Annotated in this window: 19 protein-coding genes; 14 read left to right on the top strand and 5 right to left on the bottom strand. The window is 59.1% G+C overall.

What is annotated here, in order from left to right:
• Positions 1 to 74: 74 nt before the first annotated feature.
• Positions 75 to 992, bottom strand: coding sequence for a homoserine kinase (locus tag CL546_RS07690; RefSeq protein WP_290493987.1), 918 nt, complete (start codon positions 990 to 992; stop codon positions 75 to 77).
• Positions 993 to 1,122: 130 nt separating this feature from the next.
• On the opposite strand from CL546_RS07690, the gene CL546_RS07685 reads away from it, so the two are divergent.
• Positions 1,123 to 1,716 (top strand): outer membrane beta-barrel protein, encoded by a 594-nt coding sequence (locus CL546_RS07685; RefSeq protein WP_290493986.1) that lies wholly within the window; start codon positions 1,123 to 1,125, stop codon positions 1,714 to 1,716.
• Between the two features lie 87 nt (positions 1,717 to 1,803).
• A complete protein-coding gene (locus tag CL546_RS07680; RefSeq protein ID WP_290493985.1) occupies positions 1,804 to 2,832 on the top strand; it encodes an alpha/beta hydrolase in 1,029 nt (342 codons plus the stop codon).
• Between the two features lie 156 nt (positions 2,833 to 2,988).
• On the opposite strand, the gene CL546_RS07675 is transcribed toward CL546_RS07680, so the two are convergent.
• A complete protein-coding gene (locus tag CL546_RS07675; RefSeq protein ID WP_290493984.1) occupies positions 2,989 to 3,765 on the bottom strand; it encodes an ATP-binding protein in 777 nt (258 codons plus the stop codon).
• 188 nt (positions 3,766 to 3,953) lie between these two features.
• On the opposite strand from CL546_RS07675, the gene CL546_RS07670 reads away from it, so the two are divergent.
• The 8 genes from CL546_RS07670 (at position 3,954) to CL546_RS07635 (ending at position 12,028) form a co-directional block, all read left to right on the top strand.
• Complete coding sequence (locus tag CL546_RS07670) at positions 3,954 to 4,301, top strand: hypothetical protein (RefSeq protein WP_290493983.1); 348 nt, start codon at positions 3,954 to 3,956, stop codon at positions 4,299 to 4,301.
• A 22-nt stretch (positions 4,302 to 4,323) separates the two neighbouring features.
• Positions 4,324 to 5,697: a DUF2868 domain-containing protein gene (locus CL546_RS07665; protein ID WP_290493982.1), complete on the top strand. Its 1,374-nt coding sequence runs from the start codon at positions 4,324 to 4,326 to the stop codon at positions 5,695 to 5,697.
• Positions 5,697 to 7,166: a GTPase/DUF3482 domain-containing protein gene (locus tag CL546_RS07660; RefSeq protein WP_290493981.1), complete on the top strand. Its 1,470-nt coding sequence runs from the start codon at positions 5,697 to 5,699 to the stop codon at positions 7,164 to 7,166. The genes CL546_RS07665 and CL546_RS07660 overlap by 1 nt, the downstream gene beginning before the upstream one ends.
• Positions 7,167 to 7,296: 130 nt before the next feature.
• On the top strand, positions 7,297 to 7,803 hold the full coding sequence (locus CL546_RS07655; RefSeq protein ID WP_290493980.1) for a MarR family winged helix-turn-helix transcriptional regulator: 507 nt from the start codon (positions 7,297 to 7,299) through the stop codon (positions 7,801 to 7,803).
• Between the two features lie 10 nt (positions 7,804 to 7,813).
• Entirely contained in the window at positions 7,814 to 9,946 is a 2,133-nt protein-coding gene (locus CL546_RS07650; protein WP_290493979.1) for an FUSC family protein, read from the top strand.
• A complete protein-coding gene (locus tag CL546_RS07645; protein ID WP_290493978.1) occupies positions 9,936 to 10,136 on the top strand; it encodes a DUF1656 domain-containing protein in 201 nt (66 codons plus the stop codon). Before CL546_RS07650 ends, CL546_RS07645 begins: the two co-directional genes overlap by 11 nt.
• Before the next feature lie 24 nt (positions 10,137 to 10,160).
• Positions 10,161 to 11,150, top strand: a complete 990-nt coding sequence (locus CL546_RS07640) for an HlyD family efflux transporter periplasmic adaptor subunit (RefSeq protein ID WP_290493977.1) — start codon at positions 10,161 to 10,163, stop codon at positions 11,148 to 11,150.
• 152 nt (positions 11,151 to 11,302) lie between these two features.
• Positions 11,303 to 12,028 (top strand): DUF1963 domain-containing protein, encoded by a 726-nt coding sequence (locus CL546_RS07635; protein WP_290493976.1) that lies wholly within the window; start codon positions 11,303 to 11,305, stop codon positions 12,026 to 12,028.
• 38 nt (positions 12,029 to 12,066) lie between these two features.
• On the opposite strand, the gene CL546_RS07630 is transcribed toward CL546_RS07635, so the two are convergent.
• A complete protein-coding gene (locus tag CL546_RS07630) occupies positions 12,067 to 12,975 on the bottom strand; it encodes an AraC family transcriptional regulator (RefSeq protein ID WP_290493975.1) in 909 nt (302 codons plus the stop codon).
• Positions 12,976 to 13,116: 141 nt separating this feature from the next.
• Between CL546_RS07630 and CL546_RS07625 the strand changes: the two genes are divergently transcribed.
• The 4 genes from CL546_RS07625 (at position 13,117) to rlmF (ending at position 18,040) form a co-directional block, all read left to right on the top strand.
• Positions 13,117 to 14,616 carry a CoA-acylating methylmalonate-semialdehyde dehydrogenase gene (locus CL546_RS07625; protein ID WP_290493974.1) on the top strand — a complete coding sequence of 500 codons (1,500 nt, stop codon included), beginning with the start codon at positions 13,117 to 13,119 and terminating at the stop codon, positions 14,614 to 14,616.
• 130 nt (positions 14,617 to 14,746) lie between these two features.
• Complete coding sequence (locus tag CL546_RS07620; RefSeq protein ID WP_290493973.1) at positions 14,747 to 15,898, top strand: acyl-CoA dehydrogenase family protein; 1,152 nt, start codon at positions 14,747 to 14,749, stop codon at positions 15,896 to 15,898.
• A 101-nt stretch (positions 15,899 to 15,999) separates the two neighbouring features.
• On the top strand, positions 16,000 to 16,890 hold the full coding sequence (gene mmsB / locus CL546_RS07615; RefSeq protein ID WP_290493972.1) for a 3-hydroxyisobutyrate dehydrogenase: 891 nt from the start codon (positions 16,000 to 16,002) through the stop codon (positions 16,888 to 16,890).
• 160 nt (positions 16,891 to 17,050) lie between these two features.
• Positions 17,051 to 18,040, top strand: coding sequence for a 23S rRNA (adenine(1618)-N(6))-methyltransferase RlmF (rlmF, locus tag CL546_RS07610; protein WP_463671035.1), 990 nt, complete (start codon positions 17,051 to 17,053; stop codon positions 18,038 to 18,040).
• Between the two features lie 132 nt (positions 18,041 to 18,172).
• Here the strand turns inward: rlmF and CL546_RS07605 are convergent, their stop codons facing one another.
• Both CL546_RS07605 and CL546_RS07600 read right to left on the bottom strand, forming a co-directional pair.
• Positions 18,173 to 18,856 (bottom strand): abortive infection system antitoxin AbiGi family protein, encoded by a 684-nt coding sequence (locus CL546_RS07605; RefSeq protein WP_290493971.1) that lies wholly within the window; start codon positions 18,854 to 18,856, stop codon positions 18,173 to 18,175.
• An 898-nt stretch (positions 18,857 to 19,754) separates the two neighbouring features.
• Positions 19,755 to 20,009: a hypothetical protein gene (locus CL546_RS07600; RefSeq protein ID WP_290493970.1), complete on the bottom strand. Its 255-nt coding sequence runs from the start codon at positions 20,007 to 20,009 to the stop codon at positions 19,755 to 19,757.
• Between the last annotated feature and the right edge of the window lie 134 nt (positions 20,010 to 20,143).

Genomic DNA, 20,143 nt, shown 5'->3' with positions numbered 1-20,143 from the left:
CGAGGAAGGCCATTGCAGCATCGAAGGCTGTGCCCGCGCCTTTCAACTTTGAACTTTACACTTTTAACTGTTTCTTAAACCGTTAACGCCTTCAGCCGCTGCCGATAAATCCGCGCAAACTCCTCCGGGTCCTTGCTGCCCTGCCCTTCGCTGTCGTCGGACACCGGGCCGGCCAGGCGCGATAACCAGAATCGCAGCGCGGCCACGGCCAGCGCTTCGCACAGGCGGCTGTGGTCCACGCTGCGGCCCTGTTCCCGGTAGGCAGACAGCAGCGCCTGTTCCCGCTCGGGTTCGATCTGGCCATGGGCGTCCACACACCAATCGTTGAGCGCCACGGCCAGGTCGTATTCCGGATGGTCCAGGCAGGCGTTGTAGAAATCCAGCAGGGCGCTGATCTGCCCGTCTTGCCATAACAGATTGTCGCGAAACAGGTCGCCGTGGATCAGGGTGCTGCCGGCGGGCTGGGCCAGCCAGTCGTGCAGCAGGGCGGCGGCGGTGTCGCGGTCGGCAGCGGGCAGTTTATCCAGGTGAGCGGTGAAGCCGCGCAGACGGTCGCGCTCGCTGGGCAGTGGGGCCAGTGGAGAGGTGTCGCTGGCGTGTAGCCGGGCCAGCAGGGTGCCCACCTGGCGGCAGCGATCCGCATCCACGGCAAAATCGTGTTGGCCAGGTAGCCGGGGCATCAGCACGGCGGGTTTGCCTGCCACGGTAATCTGGTCCTTGCCGTTGGTATCCGGCAGCGGCGCGGGGACCGGCAGGTGCTGCTCCGCCAGATGTTCCAGCAGGGTCAGATACGGCGCCAGGGCTGTTGGGTCCAGCGATTCGAATACAGTGAGGACCAGCGGGCTGGGCTGACCATGGCGATCACGGGCCTCGATCAGGAAGGTGCTGTTCTCGATGCCGTGGCTGGCGGCGTGGTAATCACGCAGCTGGAAACCGAACGGCGTCAGCACGTCTGCCAACTGGGCGTGGCTGAGCGGGGTGTAGACCGACATCACAATCCTCTTGCTTGATGAAAAAAGGCCGCAGATGACCAGACTCTGCACGCGGGCAATGGTATAACAGGCCGTCGGTGCGCATCAGCAAAGCGCATAATCCCAACAATAACAAAAAGGACGACAGGCAATGCGTTACTGGATGCTTTTCGGGTTGTTGTTCAGTCCCGCTCTGTGGGCGGACCCGGTGGCCCACTATCAGGATCAGCGTTCCGCCTATGTGGCCGGTAACCTGATGCACCTCAATCTCGATTATGACAGCCGGGAGGTAACGCCCTCCGGGGTTGGCCTGCGTCTGGGTGGCATGGTTAATCCCTACTGGGGGGTGGAGCTACGCGCGGCCACGGGGCCATCACCGGACACCTACCGGCCGCAAAACAGCCGCACCAAGGTGGATTATACCGTAGACCACGTGGGCGCCTTGCTGGCCACTGGGCGCTTCCCGTTCAAGTCTCCGGTGGCCCTGCCCTATGTGGAAAACCTGTTTGTGCAGGGCTTTGCCGGTATTGCGGATGTGAAGGTGAAAACCGTTACGCGTAAATGCAATGCGCAGGGCTGCCGGGACGATACGGCTCGCAATGACGACACCAGCCTGGCCTTTGGTGCGGGCATTGGCCTGCGCACGGAATTCAATCTGGGGCTGACCCTGGAATACATGCAATACATCGATGAAGAGTACCTGACTGTCACCGGCATTGAGGGTGGTCTGGAATGGTATTTTTGATAACGCGGCATGCTTCACGCTGCACGCAACACGGTTACGGATTTTAGCGTGGTGCGTGACGCTTGTTGCGGTACTTAAGGAGAACTCATGAATCCTGCTGTTTTTGAGCGGGCGACCGTACGCGCCCTGATGACGTTGCCCGGGCCGGTGCTGGCGCGTTTTGCTGCCGGACTGGAAACCCACAGTCGTTCGCATCTGGATGCGCGGCTGCGTTTTCTGCTGGCACTCAGCAGCGCCAAGCCAACTCTGGATTCAGGCACGGTTGAGCAGGCCCGGCGCACCTACCGTGACATGATCGCGCTGCTGGATGTGGCGCCGGTTCGTCTCCCCGTGGTGGTGGATCATCAGGTCACGGTGGACGACGGCAGCCAGATTCTGGTGCGCCGTTATCGTCCCGCCAATGCGCCGCGCGTGGCGCCTGCGATTCTGTTTTTCCATGGCGGCGGTTTTACCGTGGGCGGCGTGGAAGAGTACGACCGGCTGTGCCGCTATATTGCGGATCGCACCAATGCGGTGGTGCTCAGTGTGGATTACCGGCTGGCCCCTGAGCACCCTGCCCCAACTGGCATGGATGATTCATTGGCGGCCTGGCGCTGGTTGCTCGACAACACCGCGCAGCTGGGGCTGGACCCGCAGCGTCTGGCGGTGATGGGTGATAGTGCCGGAGGGTGCATGAGCGCAGTGGTCTCTCAGCAGGCGGCGTTGGCAGGCCTGCCAACGCCGGCGTTGCAGGTGTTGATCTACCCCACCACGGACGGTGCGCTGGCCCACCCTTCCGTGCAGACGTTGGGACAGGGTTTCGGGCTGGACCTGGCCTTGTTGCACTGGTTCCGTGACCACTTTATTCAGGACCCGGCACTGATCGAAGACTACCGCGTCTCCCCCCTGCGCAACCCGGATCTGGCCGGTCAGCCCCCGGCGATTGTGATTACCGCGACGGATCCGTTGCGGGATGAAGGTCTGGAGTACGCCGAAAAACTGCGTGCAGCGGATAGCGCCGTGACCTCACTGGATTACCCGGAACTGGTGCATGGATTTATTTCCATGGGCGGGGTGATTCCGGCAGCCCGCAAGGCGCTGAATGACATCTGTGATGCCACCGCCCAGCGATTGTGATTCAGCTACAAGCTACAAGCGGCAACGCGACTTAAGTCTTTATATTTTTTAACGCACAGAAGTCGCGGCCAAAGCATTGGGCGCGGCTTCTATGATTTTGGAGTGCGCAGGCCTTTACCGCGTTGCCGCTTGTAGCTTGTAGCTTGCAGCGGGTCTTTAAAATTCCCCCACAAACTGGTTATAAAACTGCCGTGCGGTGCGGCCAGAGCGCACGCCCTTCTCCATGGAAAAACGCCGGGCCCGCACGTGCAATTGTTCACGGTCTTCCACTGTGCCGAACAGATGGTCGACGATGTCAAAATACTGGGCCTCATTGATCGGATAAAAACTCAGCCCCAGACCGAAGCGGTCGGACAGGGAAATTTTTTCCTCCACCACATCGCCGTGATGCAGCTCCCGGTTCACCACCTGAGTCTGTTCGTTATCTTTCATGTATTCGGGGAGGAGGTGACGGCGGTTGCTGGTGGCATAGATGCGCACATTCTCCGGCGGCAACTCCAGTGACCCTTCCAGCACGCTCTTCAAATGCTTGTACTGGTTCTCGCCATCTTCAAAAGACAGGTCATCGCAATAAATGATAAAGCGCTGACTGCGATCGCGAATATCGTCAACGATATCCGGCAGATCGTGCAGGTCATCCTTGTCCACCTCGATCACGCGCAGTCCGCGCGGGGAATATTCATTGAGCAAGGCTTTGACGATGGAAGACTTGCCGGTGCCACGGCTGCCCCACAGCAGCACATGATTGCAGGGCTGGCCGGCCAGAAAACGTTCCGTGTTCTGCACCAGCTTGGCTTTCTGGGTGGCGATGCCGAGCAAATCGTCCAGCCGTACCGGGTCCGGGTGAGGAACAGGGCGGAGCGTTTGCGAACGGCCGCGCCAGATGGCCGCCGGGGTGTGGCGCCAGTCGATGGGTCGATGGGGGGAGTGCATGGTAAGCCTCACGGGCAACAGAAAAAGAATGGCGGCCAAAGTTTAACGCACCCCATAAGCAAACGCAGGCTGCGTTCGTGGCGAACTTTATCTATGCTTGGGTCTCAGAGATACCCTGTGTAATGCGCATTCACGCGTGCGCTCATGCACGCGGCACACGCGCTGACACACGCGACAAGGAGAGCAATATGAAAGCTGCCGTTCTGGCTGCAACAGGCCTGGCCCTGGTACTGGCGGGCTGTAGTTCCTCGTACGACAACGATTACCCCATGGGCCTGCCGGACGACACGCTCACCTGCCCGGATGATCCGCCCGATGTGTGCACCATGGATTACCGTCCGGTGTTTGGTTACGACCAGCAGGGTGGCATTCTGGGTGAGTTCTCCAACGCCTGTGGAGCCTGCGCCACCGATGGCGTGAAATATACGTCGGAAAAGAACGATCCGAATATGCCGGGCCCGGTGCCTGAGACGCCGGCAGCACCTGCGGATGAAGCGGCTCCGTCTGCGACTTCTTCCGCGCCGTCCCGTTATTGATCTGCCCTGACCCGAGGCCGCTTTGGCGAATGCATTAACCCTGCTGCTGGATTTTGACGACCAGTACCGCCGCGATGTGGATCAGAACCACGCGTTCCTGCATCGCCGCGACCGGCGTTTTGCCCAGCAGCAACAGGAACAGCGGCAGCCGCTCACGGTGCCCGTCTGGCTGGCCTCTCTACATGCCCTCAATGGTCAGCGTCAGGTAGACAGTGGCGCCGATCCGCGCCTGCGCGGCTGGCGACAGGCGCGCTGGGTGTTTGCCGGCCTGGGTGCAGTGCTGGGCGTGGTCTTCATGCTGGGCCTGCTCTATTACGATGGCGGCCAGCAGATCAATGTGACCCTGCTGGTCGCGCTGGTGGCCCTGCAAGGGCTGCTTGCGCTGTTCACCAGCGTGCAGGCCTGGCTGGGCTGGCAGCCCTGGCGCAGCCTGCTGGGTCGCTGGCGCGGGGAGGACGATGCGCTGGCGCCGTTGCGCCCGGTGTTGTCCGCCCGGGTCGCCCATACCGGTGGTTTGATGTTTGCCCTGACCGGCCTGTTGACCTTGCTGTTGCTGGTGGCGGTGCAGGACCTGGCCTTCGGCTGGAGTACCACGTTGCAGGCGTCCGCCGCCGGTTATCACCAGTGGGTCAGCGCGCTGGCGCTGCCCTGGCAATCCCTGTGGCCAGACGCGGTACCCTCGCTGGCACTGGTGGAAGGCTCCCAGTTCTACCGGTTGCAGCAGGGCAGTGGCGTGGCCAACCCGGCCTTGCTGGGTACCTGGTGGCCGTTCGTGTTGATGCTGTGGCTGGTCTATGTGCTGCTGCCCCGCTGTGTGTTGCTGATGCTGGCGGCGCTGCAATTACGCTGGCAAAGCCACCGTGCCCTGCGCGCCCACCCCGGCTGGCAGCCGCTCCATTACCGCTTCGATACCCCCTGGGTGGACACCCGGGGCGACGATGAGGGACAGGCAGCCCCGGCCCCGGCCCACACTGCCCTCTCGCCACTTCCTGCCAGCGCCACCCTGATTCACTGGGCCGGCGCGGGCCTGCAGTCTGCATCACTCGGTGCCGCCCTGTCGGCGGACCCGGCGCCGTTGCAGTTGCGTGCCGGCGGCAATAGCAGTCTGGATGAGGATGCCCGGGTGTTGGCGCAGGCGGCGGAATCCAGGCAACCGGTGATTGTGGTGGCCCGGGGGTGGGAACCGCCCACCGGTGAGCTGAGCGATTTTATTTTTGATGCCCGCGAACAGGGCGTGTCGGCGCTGCTGGCGCTGGTGCCATTGGCTGATGAAGGTGGCGCGGCGTTGACCGACGCGGGATTGCTCGCCCAGTGGCAACGCTTTGTGGACCGCCAGCGCGATAGCCAGTTATTACTGTGTGCCCCGGTGGCGGCAGAGAAGGAGCAGCAAGCCTGATGCACGAACCAGACAACGCCACTCCCGCGCCTTCCGTTGATCTGCCGCGCTTTGCCGTGGTGGGCCACCCCAACAAGGGCAAATCCAGCGTGGTGGCGACGCTCGCCCAGAACGACAGCATTGCCATCGCCATGGAGCCGGGCACCACCCGCGACAGTCACCGTTACCCCATGAAAGTGGATGACGTGACGCTCTATGAGCTGATCGACACCCCCGGTTTCCAGCGCCCCCGCAAGGTGCTGGCCTGGTTGCAGGGGCATAGCCTGTCCGCCTCGGACCGGCCGGAAACGGTGGCCGCATTCGTGACCCAGCACCGTGACGATCCGCGTTACCACGATGAATGCGAGCTGCTGCGGCCCATCGTGGAAGGTGCCGGGATTATCTATGTGGTGGATGGCTCGGTGCCCTACAACCGCGAGCACGAAGCGGAAATGAATATCCTGCGCTGGACCGGCCGGCCCAGTCTGGCGCTGATTAACCAGATCGGCCCGGATGATCACAGTGCCGCCTGGGAGGCCGCGTTGGGTCAGTATTTCCAGATCGTGCGGCGCTTCGACGCGGTGCGCGCTCCGTTTGAAAAGCACCTGGATTTGCTGCGCAGTTTTGGCCAGCTGGCGCCCCACTGGCGCGAGCCGCTGGATGCCGCGCTGGAATATCTGCAGGCGCTCAAATTTGGCCGTGACAGCCAGGCTCTGGAGCGCATCGCCGACGCCCTGATCGACATGCTCGGCCATCAGGAAACCGCACGGTTGAGTGAGTTCGAAGACGCCAGCCCTCTGTTGCCCAAGCTACAACAGCGCTGGCAGAACTGGCAGCGCGAGCGTGAGCAACGGCTGCGTGTGGCGGTGGAAGACTTGTACCAGCATCGCCGCCTGCAGCGTCAGGAAGAGGCGCTGGTAACCCCGCAAGGCGGCGACCTGTTCAGTGAGCGCACCCGTCAGCTATGGGGCATCAGCAAGACCCAGCTGGCCGCCGCGGGTTTCGGTGCCGGTGCTGTGGGTGGCGCGGGGATTGATGCGGTGGCGCTGGGGCATTCCCTGGGGGCTGGCGCACTGATCGGTGGGTTGCTGGGCGCGGCGGGCAGTTACTACTACAGCGACAAGCTCACCAAACTGAAATTCGGGCCGCTCAGTGGCGGTTTCCGCGAGGCGGTCTACGGTCCCCTGCGGGATCCGCAATTTGCCTATGTGGTGCTGGGCCGGGCGTTGGTGCACTGGTATCAGGTGAGCCAGCGCAACCATGCCGGTCGCGATGTGCTGGTGGTCACCGGCGCGCAGGACCACTGGCTGGCACAGATGGAACGCAGTCACCGCAATGGCTTGCAAAAAAGCCTGCAGGCCCTGGCCAGCCGCCGCTTTGACCCCAGCAAACGCCAGCGGTTGATCGAGCAACTGGAGTTGGCCCAGCAGGCGTTTGCCCAGTGGCAGCTACAGCCGTTCCAGGAATCTGGCGAGCTCTCCCCAGAGTAAACCCTTTTAAATCATATCGTTATTTCTGTTCGTGAAGTGCGAAGAGCCTTTCTACAACCAAATAGTTCATTTGTGTACTATTTGGTTGTAGAATAAATGAATCATGTTCATAAAGATTCAGGAGGGCTGCTTGAGCCGCTTCGACGCCACCGAAAACCGCATCAACCTGACCCACCAGCGTTTTCCCGATTATCCCCGGGAACCGGCCATGCTGGTGCGGCTGGTAAAAGCCATCTCCCAGCACGTCCACGACACCGCCAACCTGGTGCTGCGCCAATACGGCCTGAATCACACGGACTACAACGTGCTGATGATGTTGTATGGCTGCCAGCAGGAGGGGATGACCGTCACTCAGCTGCGTGATGCGGCGGCGGAGAAGTCGGCCAACGTGACCCGGGTGTGCAATATTCTCTACGACCGGGGCTGGATGGCCCGTTTTGCCGACCCCCAGGACCGGCGCCGTGTGCTGGTGTCCCTGACTCCGGAAGGAGAGGCGCTGGTAGAGCAGTTTCTGCCATCCATGTCTTCACTGCTGAATGAGTACGGCTCGGCCTTTGATGCGCAGGAAACCGCCATGCTGGAAATCTTGCTCAAGCGGTTGCTGGGCGTTGCCGAGCAGATCGAACGGAACCTGTGAGCGCCGCGCCATGAGTGCCCGCCACGACGACACCGCCGAGCCCGGCCCACAGCTGGCAGGCGTGCTACGCGAAGCCGCGCTGGACTGGTTGTACGTGGGCAAGGTGCTGCTGGCCATTTTTATCGGTGGCTGGTTGGCCATGCGCCTGGACCTGCAGCAGCCGGCCACCACCATGATGACGGTGGCGCTGGTGATGCATCCGGCCAGTGGCATGGTGCTGGCGAAAAGCTTTTACCGGGCCATGGGGACGCTGGTGGGGTGTGCTGTGGCCATCGCTTTAGTGGGCCTGTTCCCGCAACAACGTGAGTTATTGCTGGTGGGCATGGCCCTGTGGATTGGCCTGTGTGCGGCCGGGGCGTCCCTGTATCGCAACTTCATGTCCTATGGCTTTGTGCTGTCCGGTTACACCGTGGCCATTGTGGTGCTGCCGGTGGTGCAGCACCCGCTGGGGTTGTTTGACTCGGCGGTGATGCGGGTTAGCGAAGTAATGCTGGGCATTCTGGTGGCCGGGCTGGTGGGGGATGTGCTGTTCCCACAGCGGTTGCGCATGGCCCTGCGTCAGCAATTGGCCGATCAATACAGTGGTTTTCTGGCGTTTGTGCGCGCCAGTCTGGGGGGCGTGCTGGCCCGTGATGCGCTGGAAGAGGCCCACATGCGGTTTGTCGGCGAGACCCTTCAGGTGGAAAACCTGCGCAGTTCCGTGGTGTTCGAGGATGCCGGGGTGCGGGCGCACAGCCCACGATTGCGCCAGCTCAACCAGCATTTCATGGAGGTCTCCACCAGCTACCAGACCCTGCATCACCTGATGAATCGCATGCACGCACCCCATCACCGCGATACCCGCGATCGGTTGATGCAGTTGTGCGTGTTCACCGCCACGGTGTTGGACGGCGATTGCCAGTCCAGCCCGGAGGCGGCGGCACGCTTGTCGCTGGCGTTACAACAGACCGAGCGGGAATTGCCCGGGCAGATCAGGGCGCAACGCCAGGGGCTGACATCCCGCCGGGAGCGGCTGGATTTCGACACCGGGGCGGAGTTGCTGGTCCGTTGTGTGCAGGAATTGCAGGCCTATGTGCAGGCCTATGCGGTATTGCGCCGCCCTGGCGTGTCCTCGGCGGCGCAGAAAGAGGTGGTATTTCAGCACGGTAATGATCGCCTCGGCGCGTTGTTGAGCGGGGTGCGGGCCACACTCACCATGCTGGTGATGGGCAGTTTCTGGATTCTGTCCGGTTGGGTGCATGGCGGCAGTGCCATGATGTTGGCGACGATCTTTACCGGCCTGTTTGCCAGTGCGCCGAACCCGTCGGCGGTGGTGCGCCAGATTTCACTGGGCTTTGCTACAGGGATGCCACTGGCCTTTCTTTGCCAGTTTCTGGTGCTTACCCACATGGATGGTTTCGGGCTAATGGTGGCAGGCACCGTACCGTTTCTGCTGACCGGGCTGTATCTCACTACCCGGCCGACACTGGCCGGTTATGGCACCGGTTATGTGCTCAGCTTTATCTACCTGCTGAACCTGCACAGCCCGATGACGTTCGATCCGGTGTATGTGGCCAACGAGGCCATTAGCCAGATCGCCGGGGTGCTGGCCGTGGCGGTGGCGTTTAGCCTGTTCGGCAATGCCTCCAGCAATGGCTGGTTGCGGCATCGCCTGTTACGTCAGTTGCGCTATCAGGTGACTCGCGCCTGTGAGGCGCCCCTGAGCGGACTGCGGCACCGCTTTGAAAGTGCCACCCGGGACCTGTTCATGCAGATCATGGTGCATGCCGGCCCGCGTGCCCGTGACTGGCTGGCCTGGGCGCTGTCGGTGCATGAAACCGGCCGGGCAGTGGTGGAGTTGCGCCGCCTGCGCCTCGCCCTGCCCCAGGCACAGCAAGCCGCGGTGAGGGCGGTGCTGGCGGTCTTTGCGGATTTGTATCGCAGTGATGCGGATAAACAACCGCATGTCCATGAGCGCGCCTTGCAGGCGCTGGATGAGGCCATGCTCACGGTGACGCACCGCCCTGCCCTGCGTCAGCTGCACCTGTTGCGCCTGGCATTGCTGGATACCCGTTCGGTGCTGATGGCGACCCCGGAATCATCTCATTCGCAGCCGTGTTTATCGGCAAGCGCAGACCAGGAGGGAGTGACCCATGCCCCGTGAAATCGCCTTGCTGGATGCGCTGGTGCCCAGCCTGCTGCTGGTGTTCGTCTTTAGCTTGCTGCTGCAGTGGGCGGTGGACTGGGTCGGCGGCCGCTATGGGCTGTATCGCTATGTCTGGCACCCACCCTTGTTCCGGGTGGCGGTATTTTTTTGCTGTTTTGGCGGCCTCGGTTTGCTGGTCATGCAGTAGCTGAACAAGAAAGGAGAGAGGCGGATGAAAACCCAATCCCTGCTGCGTGTCATGGTGACCCTGGTCATGGTGGTGCTGGCGTCACTGCTGGCCTGGGCCCTGTGGCAACACTATATGTATTCCCCCTGGACCCGTGATGGCCGGGTACGGGCACGGGTGGTTCAGGTGGCGCCGGATGTGACCGGTCTGGTCACCGAGGTGGCTGTCGAGGATAACCAGAGCGTGCAGCGGGGGGATCTGCTGTTCGTGATCGATCGCAGCCGCTACCAGAATGCCCTGCAGCAGGCAGAAGCAGACCAGCAGGCCGCCGAAGCGGCCGCACGGGCAGCCGGAGCGGATATCCGTGCAGCCCAGGCCAGTGCGGCCAAGGCGCGGGCGGAGTTTGCCATGCGCCAAGCGGAGTCCCGTCGCCGGGACCGCATTGCTGAAGCGGTGTCCCGGGAGGTACGCGATAACGCCCACAGTAACGCTGACGCGGCGCAGGCCCAGCTGCAGGCGGCCCAGGCCAGCCACCAGCGGGCCACCGCCAGCCAGCAGCAGTTGCTGGCTCGCTTGCAGCAGGCCAATGCGGCGCTGGCCTTGGCGCAATTGAATCTGGAGCGGACCGAAGTGCGCGCGCCGGTGGACGGCTACGTCACTAACCTGGCGCTGTATCCGGGGGATTACGCCCACGCCGGGCAGGCGCACATGGCATTGATCGATCGCCATGATTTCTGGGTCTACGGCTACTTCGAGGAAACCAAGCTGCCCAATGTACACGTGGGAGATGCGGTACAGGTGCGTTTACTCAGTGGGATACGCGCACGGGGTACGGTGGAGAGCATCGCCCACGGTATCGCCGATCGGGATAACCCCACCGGTGCCAACTTGCTGGCGGATGTGAACCCCACCTTCAACTGGGTGCGCCTGGCCCAACGGGTGCCGGTACGGGTATCCATCGATGCCGATAGCCTGCCTGAAGGCACGGTGCTGGCGGCCGGCATGACCGCCACTTTGACCCTGAAATCCTCCTGAGCGCGGAGTTACCGCGGGCATAAAACCGGGCTTGGCAGTTAATTGCACGCCGCTCAACCGGAAAAAACGGCCTGGCAGCGGGTAACGGAACCGGGTTCATTGCGTCAAGGTTGCGTGAAGACGAACATGAAACGACCGTACGAGGACGAGTCATGTTGCCCGAAGAAATCAAACACAAGCTGTCTACCCTGGCCCGTCCCGGGTGGCGACCTCGGGTCGGCCCGGCGGTGCCGGGCGCGCGCTCCAAGTTTGGCGGCTTGCCGCTGCTGAAAACGGATGAATCCTGGCCGTGCTGTGGCCATTGTCATCAGCCCATGCAGCTGTTTGTGCAGCTCGACTCCCAGGATCTGCCGGTGGATAGCCGCGCAGGGTTCGGCGACGGCGTACTGCAGGTGTTCTATTGCACCAATGGGGAGGAAGACTGTGAAGTGTTGGGGCACGCACATCTGCCCTTCTCTGACGCCAATCTGGTGCGAGTGATTCCTCGCCAGCAGGCTGATGGCTTCGATGCCTTGCCGGTGGGGATACCGGATGCGTTTACCGAGCAGGCGCTGACGGGCTGGCAGCGCGTGACAGATTTTCCCGACCGGCAGGAAATGGCGGCCCTGAATGATGACGTGCCACAGGGCATGGTCGCCCTGCTCCAGGCTCACCGCCCTGCCCCGCAGCCGGGTGACAAGTTTCTGGGTTGGCCGCACTGGGTGGCGGAAGTGGATTACCCATCCTGTTCCTGTTGCCAAAAACCGATGAAATTTCTTTTTCAGATTGATTCCACCGATACCCTTCCCTTCTGGTTTGGTAACAGCGGTTGTGCCTATGTTTTTCAGTGCGAAAGTAACCTTCAGGTGTTAACCATGAGCTGGGAAGGTAGGCCGTAATTTTTAGAAAAAATCACAAAATAAACGTTAAAGTAAAATTACTTTTTCCCTCTTTCCTGTCGGTATTTCTGCGGCGAAACGCCCATCACTTTTTTGAACAATCGAGAAAAATAATAGGGGTCGTCATAGCCCAGTTGCAGAGCAATGGCGGCCACTCCCTGATCACTGATGTCCAGCAGGTAACAGGCATGGCTCACCTTGATGCGCAGGAAAGCCTGCATGGGGGTCTGGCCGGTCTGGCGTTTGTATTCACGAATAAAATGATAGCGGGACAAGTCGCTGGTGGCGGCGATCAGGGCGTCCAGGCTAAGGCGCTGATCGATGGCCGTTTGCAGGTGACTGTTTACCCGGTTTACATCCAGAGTGGCGTGGCGCACCTGGTGCTGGCGGCGCATCAGCGCTGCGTAGGCGAGCAGGCTGCGCAGTAAATTGGCTGCATACATCAGGTGCTCTGGCTGGGCGTTAGTGGCCGCCGCCATCAGCGCCTGAAAATCCTCTGCCAGCCGCGAGTGCACGCCCACGTTAACCTTGCGGATGCCGGGCTGTGACTGTCCGGCAATTTCGTCGAAATATCTCTCTACCTCATGCCCCCCCAAATGTACCCAGTAAATGCTCCAGGGCTGCTGCGGGTTGGCCTGGTAGCGGTGGGCCGGGCCGGCAGGGAACAGCAATAGCTCACCGGCTGTCACTGGCTGGCTCTGGCCTCCGTACGTCACTTCCCCGGCGCCGGCTACACAGTAGATCAGCAGGTCATCCGCCGGCCGGTGGCGTGCCATGCGGTGCCCGCTAGCGTGAGGGTAAAAGCCCACACCGTGGGGCATGCAGCCTGCGCAAAGCGGGTGCTGGCTGACTCGGGAAAGCACCGCAGGCGGGATCACGGTACGCTGCCCGCTAGCGGGAAGCGGCCAGTGTGAGGTTTCTGCGGTTTGACGTTGTTCGGTTTTCATAAACAGCAATATAGTCCATCTTTGTTCAAAAGTGGCTATCTGCATGACAAACAAGCTGTGCTACAACAGTGTCAACGCTTGCACGCAGACTTGCTCTACGCTGGCCGCCAGCCTGGAGTACGGACAATCATGGAGATTTCGATGGCCCACCAACTACCCTTACTGATTAATGGCGAATTTGTTGCCAGCCAGACTGACCAGTGGATTGCGGTAACCAACCCGGCCACGCAGGAAACCCTGTGCGAAGCCCCGGCGGCCACCGCTGAGGAAATGGAGCGGGCCATTGCGGCGGGCAAGGCGGCGTTCCAGACCTGGAAAGAAGTGCCAGTGTCCGAACGTGCCCGGTTGATGCTGCGCTATCAGGCGCTGTTGAAAGAGCATCACGACGAAATTGCCGAGATTCTCAGCCAGGAAACCGGTAAGACCTTTGAAGACGCCAAAGGGGATGTATGGCGTGGTATCGAAGTGGCCGAGCAGGCCGCCAATATCGCTTCGTTGATGATGGGCGAAACCGTGGAGAACGTGGCGCGCAGCATCGACACTCATTCCTGGACACAGCCGTTGGGCGTGTGCGCCGGGATTACCCCGTTCAATTTCCCGGCGATGATTCCCCTGTGGATGTTCCCGCTGGCTATCGCCGCCGGTAATACCTTCGTGCTCAAGCCCTCTGAACAAGACCCCATGACGCCAAACCGTCTGGCCGAGCTGTTTCAGGAAGCGGGGGCAGCACCGGGCCTGTTGCAGGTGGTGCACGGTGGCAAGGAGCAGGTGGATACCTTGCTGTCACACCCGGACATCAAGGCAGTCTCGTTTGTGGGCTCTGTGCCGGTCGGGCAGCACGTGTACCGCACTGCCACCGCCAATATGAAACGCGCACAGTGTTTTGCGGGCGCCAAGAATCACATGGTCATCATGCCCGATGCCAACAAGGATCAGGTGGTCAGCAGCCTGGTGGGGTCGTCCTGCGGGGCGGCGGGGCAGCGTTGCATGGCCATCAGTGTGGCGGTGTTCGTGGGCGATTCCAAAGCCTGGATCGACGAGCTGGCCAGCCAGTTCGCACAGATTCGGCCCGGCGCCTGGAATGACCCGGATGCGGCGTATGGCCCGCAGATCAGCCCGGCAGCAAAACAACGGGTGCTAAGCATGATCGCGCAGGGTAAGAAAGAAGGCGCTACCTGCCTGTTGGACGGCTCGGACTGTACCGTGGACGGCTTGCCAGACGGCAATTGGGTCGGACCGACTCTGTTCACCGATGTGACCGCTGACATGGCGATCTATCAGGAAGAAATTTTTGGCCCGGTGTTGTGCTGCGTCTGCGTGGACTCGCTGGATGAGGCCCTCGAACTGGTCAACAACAGCCCTTACGGCAACGGCACGTCTATCTTTACTGCCAACGGCGCCGCTGCGCGCAAATACCAGCACGAAGTGGAAGTCGGGCAGGTGGGTATCAATGTGCCGATTCCTGTGCCGCTGCCATTCTTCAGCTTCACTGGCTGGAAAGGATCGTTTTATGGCGATCAACACGCTTACGGCAAGCAGGGCGTGCGCTTCTATACGGAAACCAAGACCGTTACCAGTCGTTGGTTTGATTCCGACATTCCGGCTGCCGCAGGGCCGAACATGAGTATTAATTTGAAGTGACGGGGTTTTCCGTAGGAGCGTCGCTTGCAGCGCGATTCCAGCGTCAGGTTATCGCGCCGCCAGCGACTTTATTCGCTGCGCTCCTTCGGCAGAGTCTTGAATGATTAAACGGTCTTGAAAGGATCAATGCGTGGACTTTTCTTTCACTGAAGAACAACAGGCATTCCGGGAAACGGCACGGCAGTTTTCTGAAAAAGCGCTGGCGCCTTTCGCCGCAGAATGGGATGCCAAAAGCCTCTTCCCAAAAGACGCCATTCGCGAAGCCGGGGCGTTGGGCTTCTGCTCCCTGTACTGCGATGAAGAACATGGCGGCATGGGATTGAGTCGGCTGGATGCGGCATTGATCTTTGAACAGCTCTCCCAGGGCTGCACCTCCACCACCGCCTTCATTACCATCCACAATATGGCGACCTGGATGCTCACCCGTTTCGGTAACGAGGCGACGCGGGGGCGCTGGGCCGATGCGTTGATGAGTGGTGAAAAGCTGGCGTCCTATTGCCTTACCGAGCCAGGTGCCGGTTCCGATGCCGCCTCGTTAAGCACCACCGCAAAAAAAGACGGCGATGGTTATGTACTGAATGGCGCCAAGGCGTTTATTTCCGGCGCCGGCGATACCGATGTGTTGGTGTTGATGGCACGTACCGGCGGGCCAGGCGCAGGGGGTATTTCCTGCTTTGCTGTGCCGGCGGATACGCCGGGCATCAGCTACGGCCGTAATGAAGCCAAGATGGGCTGGAAAAGCCAGCCTACCCGGGCGGTGATTCTCGAAGACGCACGAATTCCTGCGGACTGCCTGATCGGTGAAGAAGGGCAGGGCTTCCGTATCGCCATGGCCGGCCTGGATGGTGGCCGTATCAATATTGCCAGCTGTTCTCTGGGGGCGGCCCAGGCGGCGTTGCATCAGGCGCAGCAATACGTGCAGGAACGCAAACAGTTTGGCCAGGCCATTGGTGATTTTCAGACCGTGCAATTCACTCTGGCCGACATGGCCACGGAGTTAGTGGCGGCGCAGCAAATGGTCCGACTGGCGGCCTGGAAACTGGATCAGAATCACAGCGATAAAAGCATGTTGTGCGCCATGGCAAAGCGTCTGGCAACGGACCTGTGCTTCAACGTCTGTAACCAGGCGCTGCAACTGCATGGTGGCTATGGCTATATCAGTGAGTACCCGCTGGAGCGTTACCTGCGCGATGCGCGGGTGCACCAGATTCTGGAAGGCACCAACGAAATCATGCGCGTGATTATCGCGCGCAATGTGTTGAAAGATTTGTCATTCCTGTAGAGCTTTTTGTAGGAGCGGCGCTTGAGCCGCGAAGGGTTTCAAGCGTATTCGCGGCTCGAGCGCCGCTCCTACATCTCCAACAACGCGAGGGAGAGATAAAAATGAAAATCGGATTCTTCGGTGTCGGTCATATGGGCGGGCCCATGGCCGCCAATCTGGTTAAGGCCGGGCATGAAGTGGTGGCCTTTGACTTGATGCCCGCCCTATTGGAGGCCGCTGTTCAGGAAGGTGCTAGGGCGGCAAGTAGCGCGGCTGAAGCGGTGGCGGGCGCCGACGTGGTTGTCAGCATGCTGCCGTCAGCGGGTGCAGTTCGTGGTCTGTATCTGGGGGACGAAGGTGTGCTGTCGCACATTGATAAACGCGCCCTGATTATCGACTGCTCCACCATCGATGCAGACACCGCCCGTGACGTGGCTGCCATTGCCAGGGAGCAGGGCAGGGTGATGATCGATGCGCCGGTGTCCGGCGGCGTCGGCGGTGCCAAAGCCGGCACGCTCACCTTTATCTGTGGCGGCCCCAGCGACGCCATCGACCGGGCCCGCCCGGTGCTGGAATGCATGGGCGCCCAGGTGTTCCGTGCCGGGGACAACGGTGCCGGCCAACTGGCAAAAATCTGCAACAACATGCTGCTGGCCATCCACATGATCGGCACCGCCGAAGCCCTGCAAATGGGCGCCGACCACGGCCTGGACCCGGCCGTACTGTCCGACATCATGAAAGCCAGTTCCGGCGACAACTGGTCGCTGGACAAGTACAACCCCTGGCCAGGTGTGATGGAAAACGTGCCGTCATCGAAAAATTACGAAGGCGGTTTTGCGGTGAAGCTGATGAACAAGGATCTGGGGCTGGCGCTGCAAGCCGGCCTCAGCACCCAGTCCGCCACGCCCATGGGTAACCTGGCAAAAAGCTTGTATGCGGCCCATGGCAATCATGGTTTTTCAGATAAGGACTTTTCCAGCATTCAGGCATTCTTTCGCCACGATGACGATTGATTTATATCAAAAGGGTGATGTCGGCTTACGCCTACGGCTAAGCCGACCTACGGCAATGTTGGGCTGCGAAAAAGGTTGTGTAGGTCAGGTTAGCCGTAGGCGTAACCTGACGACACCCCAGACAGCCGAGTATGCCCATGACATATAAAGCCTTATAATCATGGGCGAGCCTTTATCTGCTCATATGCCCAATCCAAGCCCCAGGCCAATGACTGTGAACACCCGCCATAAAAGCAAGAAAAGCCAGTCCAAACCGGTTCGCAAAGGCCTGCACCCGAGAAACCTGCACAACCAGGGCTATGATTTTTCTGCTCTGGTAACCAGTTACCCGGCGTTGGCCTCCCATGTGAAGCCGAACCCTTACGGCAATCTTTCCATCGATTTCTCCGATCCGTTGGCAGTCAAAACCCTGAACGCCGCGTTACTAAAGCGACACTACAACATTGCTGATTGGGATATTCCGGACGGTGCACTTTGCCCTCCCATCCCGGGCAGGGCTGACTATATCCACTACATTGCCGATCTGATTGGCTCTGATAATCCAGGCATCAAGCTGCTTGATATTGGCACTGGCGCAAACGGCATCTACCCGCTACTGGCCTGCCGGATTTACGGCTGGCAGTGTGTGGGCAGTGACATAAGCACCCGGTCGCTTGCGAATGTGGAAGCGATTATCGCCAGCAATCCCGATCTCAAAGAGCGTTTTTCCCTGCGCACCCAAACCGACAATAACCATATTTTTGAAGGCATCATCCAGCCGGATGAGTTTTTCGATGTCAGCGTATGCAACCCGCCTTTCCATGCTTCGCAGGATGAGGCACTGAAAAGTACCCAACGAAAAGCCTCGAATCTGGCGCGCAATCGCGGCGAAGAAAAGGTAAAAACAAAGGCGCCGAATCTCAATTTTGGTGGGCAGGGCGCTGAGCTCTGGTGCAAGGGCGGAGAGCTGTTGTTTCTCAAGAAAATGGTAAGAGAAAGTCAGGTGTATTCATCGCAATGTCACTGGTTTACCAGTCTGGTTTCAAAAGCCGACAATGTGAGGCCGTTAAAAAAATTGATGATGAAGGTCGGCGCCGTTGAGGTGCGGGAAATTGAGATGAGGCAGGGTAACAAGATTTCCCGAGTGCTGGCCTGGACATTTGCCCAGTAGGTGAATCGGAGATAGGGCATTGTAGGTCAGGTTTTGCCTGTTGCTACTTGGGAAACGGGGCAAGATCTTACCCTCGTTACTCCAGAATTCCATGGAGGTTTGTGAAATGTGAGGTTTGACCCCGTTCCTTGCTCAGAAGTCGCGGGCAATCCTCTCAAGTGAAATCACCTTCGACCTCAACGACTCAAATGTAGATTTCTCCGAATCATCTGACTTTCCCAACTGCCCCAAGGAATCGAAAAGCCGGTCATACTCTGCATCAGTCTCTAGTATGACGTATGAGATGTCAGATAAATCGAACTTCAACAAGCACTTATCGAACGTATATCTATCATATTCGTTCTTTTCTTGGCGGTGCTTCTGGATAGGTATGCACTTTCGTCCCTGCGGCAACTTTGGTGTATAGCGCCACTCATTTTCTAAACAAAAGTCCTTCTCAAATTCCGTACCATCAACGCGGGGCATTCTCCCGGATAGCGGTTTTATGAGAGCCAAGACTTCAAAAAAATTATCTGTGTAGATGGATTTATTCGACGGCGTAACGAAGTGCTCAGGCTGCGCCAATCTCAAAATGCTTTTTCTGAGTTCGCTGTTAGGAGACAAGTAGATCACAGGATTCAAGCCCGCATTTATTGCCCACTCCCGCGACATACCTAGCCCGAACCGGCCGTAGAACGAGGTGTGTTCACCTATTCGAGTCAGCGGAATATCGCAGAAACTGACGATCGGATATGAAACATACCCCAAGCCTTCGTTGTACCAGCGGAAGTCTTCCGCGCAATAACGCGGCCAAAAACCTGTATCGATGATCTTCACCAGCGTTTCAAGGCTATCGGTGAAGTGGAAAAGCGTGTGAGATCTAGGATTCAAACTCACCTCTATGTGCTAACGCCAAACTCAGCGGACTAGTTGAGTGCAGCGAAATTTGATCCGCTGCAGTTTCTTGTTATGTGCCATATGCCTCATCGTAGGTTGCTAGAATTTGATGAATATCCCAGTTTCTGGTTGCCCATATTGAATATGCAGCCCACGTTACCTGCCATATAGAATTTCCCTGACAACGCACCTTCTCTGCCACCTGATTTCTTATGGAAAGCGAGGCCAACCTAAGCCCAGGATACCTATCCATACACTCTGTAGCATATAGCCCCTCTCTAACCTGACAGCGCATATGAAGAATGTAGCCATATACTGTTACTGGCTTAACCCTAGGATCGCCAACCTCTTTTCCTTTCTTCCAAATCATTAACTCACGATCTGGGCTCAATTGATTTTCAGATGGCCTTGGAGGCTGATCCAAATTCGAAAGCCCCCACCAATAAAGAAATAGTGGCGAGAGAATCACCAAGACCAATAGCAATAAAAACGACCAACCAATTTTTATTAGCATCACTTACACATAACGCCGCGCTCTGCCGCTTGTCGGCAGCAGCGCCTTGTTATGCATTTTCACTTTTGATAGCAGAGTAAAGCTCACCGCAACTCCCAAGGCTGCCACACCATTAGCAACCCAGCCACTAACAGAAAAGCACCCATTATCACTGCTTCCTCAGGTGAAGCATGGATAGACCCTCTCATTCCTGAGGGAGACTTTACCCCTGCGCCATTCAATCCATTGAAAACGACGGCGGCTCCTAGGCCGGAGAATAAAACACCAACAATCATCAGACCCGAATCTTGCCGCATCGCTTATCCCCCCCGGCATAACAGCGTATTATGCATCTTGATCTAACTGCTTGGTGAGAAGCTTGTAATTTTCAATGTAGTGATGGCCATCGGGAAGAGTGACCGGCCCGCCGCACTTTGGGCAAGTGACGTTCGTTACATTGATTTTGCCGTTATAGGTGACACCTTCTGGCATATCCATTGTGATTGTGAAGCTGGCACCACAGGGACACGTGTGGTCTCGTGTTACCTGAACATATACCTCTGCGGAAAGTACTCCATCCTTAAGTGTTATCTTTGGCATGTGATTATCCTTCTGGCTGTGAATGTGCTGGCGATGCATAACGCCTAGCTCACAGGAAAATTGCGAGCTCGCGAGTAAATTTTCCTGTGCAGCTAATTGTTAGGTGACTCCGAAAGCGCCCGCTTCAGCCGAGG

It is taken from the genome of Alcanivorax sp., from assembly GCF_002726155.1.
GTDB lineage: Bacteria > Pseudomonadota > Gammaproteobacteria > Pseudomonadales > Alcanivoracaceae > Alcanivorax.
The sequence above is the reverse complement of the archived record's forward strand: the minus strand, read 5'-3'. Positions and strand labels throughout refer to the sequence as shown.

Excerpts from the sequence above, each read along its gene's own strand:
- CL546_RS07685 (WP_290493986.1), top strand. The coding sequence starts at position 1,123 with ATGCGTTACTGGATGCTTTTCGGGTTGTTGTTCAGTCCCGCTCTGTGG.
- CL546_RS07670 (WP_290493983.1), top strand. The coding sequence starts at position 3,954 with ATGAAAGCTGCCGTTCTGGCTGCAACAGGCCTGGCCCTGGTACTGGCG.
- mmsB (WP_290493972.1), top strand. The coding sequence starts at position 16,000 with ATGAAAATCGGATTCTTCGGTGTCGGTCATATGGGCGGGCCCATGGCC.
- CL546_RS07660 (WP_290493981.1), top strand. The coding sequence starts at position 5,697 with ATGCACGAACCAGACAACGCCACTCCCGCGCCTTCCGTTGATCTGCCG.
- CL546_RS07630 (WP_290493975.1), bottom strand. The coding sequence starts at position 12,975 with ATGAAAACCGAACAACGTCAAACCGCAGAAACCTCACACTGGCCGCTT.
- CL546_RS07635 (WP_290493976.1), top strand. The coding sequence starts at position 11,303 with ATGTTGCCCGAAGAAATCAAACACAAGCTGTCTACCCTGGCCCGTCCC.
- rlmF (WP_463671035.1), top strand. The coding sequence starts at position 17,051 with ATGGGCGAGCCTTTATCTGCTCATATGCCCAATCCAAGCCCCAGGCCA.
- CL546_RS07645 (WP_290493978.1), top strand. The coding sequence starts at position 9,936 with ATGCCCCGTGAAATCGCCTTGCTGGATGCGCTGGTGCCCAGCCTGCTG.
- CL546_RS07680 (WP_290493985.1), top strand. The coding sequence starts at position 1,804 with ATGAATCCTGCTGTTTTTGAGCGGGCGACCGTACGCGCCCTGATGACG.
- CL546_RS07650 (WP_290493979.1), top strand. The coding sequence starts at position 7,814 with ATGAGTGCCCGCCACGACGACACCGCCGAGCCCGGCCCACAGCTGGCA.
- CL546_RS07600 (WP_290493970.1), bottom strand. The coding sequence starts at position 20,009 with ATGCCAAAGATAACACTTAAGGATGGAGTACTTTCCGCAGAGGTATAT.
- CL546_RS07640 (WP_290493977.1), top strand. The coding sequence starts at position 10,161 with ATGAAAACCCAATCCCTGCTGCGTGTCATGGTGACCCTGGTCATGGTG.
- CL546_RS07690 (WP_290493987.1), bottom strand. The coding sequence starts at position 992 with ATGTCGGTCTACACCCCGCTCAGCCACGCCCAGTTGGCAGACGTGCTG.
- CL546_RS07625 (WP_290493974.1), top strand. The coding sequence starts at position 13,117 with ATGGCCCACCAACTACCCTTACTGATTAATGGCGAATTTGTTGCCAGC.
- CL546_RS07675 (WP_290493984.1), bottom strand. The coding sequence starts at position 3,765 with ATGCACTCCCCCCATCGACCCATCGACTGGCGCCACACCCCGGCGGCC.